We start from the raw sequence: 639 nt of genomic DNA, 5'->3' as shown, positions 1-639 counted from the left end.
CTGCTGTTCCTGATAGGTTCGAGCCAGTAGCTCCTTGTCGTAGCGGATTCGGACAGTCCCAGTGGTGTCCATCATGTAGATAGAGTCTCCCTGCTGGTACATCGTCAGCTGCTTGTTGGTTACCCAAGGGTTAGCCGCGATGATTCCCTTTCTGGCTTCTTCAAGGATGTCTCGGCCCTGCTCCCAGCTCTTAGGGTCATCACTTACCTGTAGGATGTTCTTCGGGATAATACCAATGGTATCACCATCCACGTCGTCACCTTTGAAAGTAACAGTGGATTCCTTGAGGAACTTGTCGGTCTGCTCCATAGCCATATCACTGTTACCTGTGCGGTACTTGACGCTGTCGTACATCTTACGGGCCATTGCGTCAAGACTGGCTGGGATGCGGGATAGCTCTGGGGACTGGGAGTTGTTCTTCAGGGACGCCCACGCCTTGTCGTCCTCGTACTGCATCTCTTTGGTGAGACTGCGTCGGGAACGGTCAGCGTCGATGAGTATCTGTGGGTCAATCCCCTGCTTGTCCATCATGTCCATCGTCAGGAACAAGTCCGCCTTGTCCGGGTACAGTGCAGCGAAGAGGTCCGGGTCAGTGTTACGCATGGTGCGCAGCTTGTTCAACGCCGTGGTGTCATCAGG

1 protein-coding gene is annotated in these 639 nt (G+C 54.1%); it reads right to left on the bottom strand.

Annotation, left to right across the window (positions count from 1 at the left end; all coding sequences use genetic code 11):
- Positions 1–603 (bottom strand): hypothetical protein (locus tag HHU12_RS34470; RefSeq protein WP_205960101.1); only part of this gene is annotated, 603 nt, incomplete at its 3' end.
- Positions 604–639: the final 36 nt, after the last annotated feature.

It is taken from the genome of Flammeovirga aprica JL-4 (assembly GCF_012844305.1).
GTDB classification, from domain to species: Bacteria; Bacteroidota; Bacteroidia; order Cytophagales; family Flammeovirgaceae; genus Flammeovirga; species Flammeovirga aprica.
The sequence above is the reverse complement of the archived record's forward strand: the minus strand, read 5'-3'. Positions and strand labels throughout refer to the sequence as shown.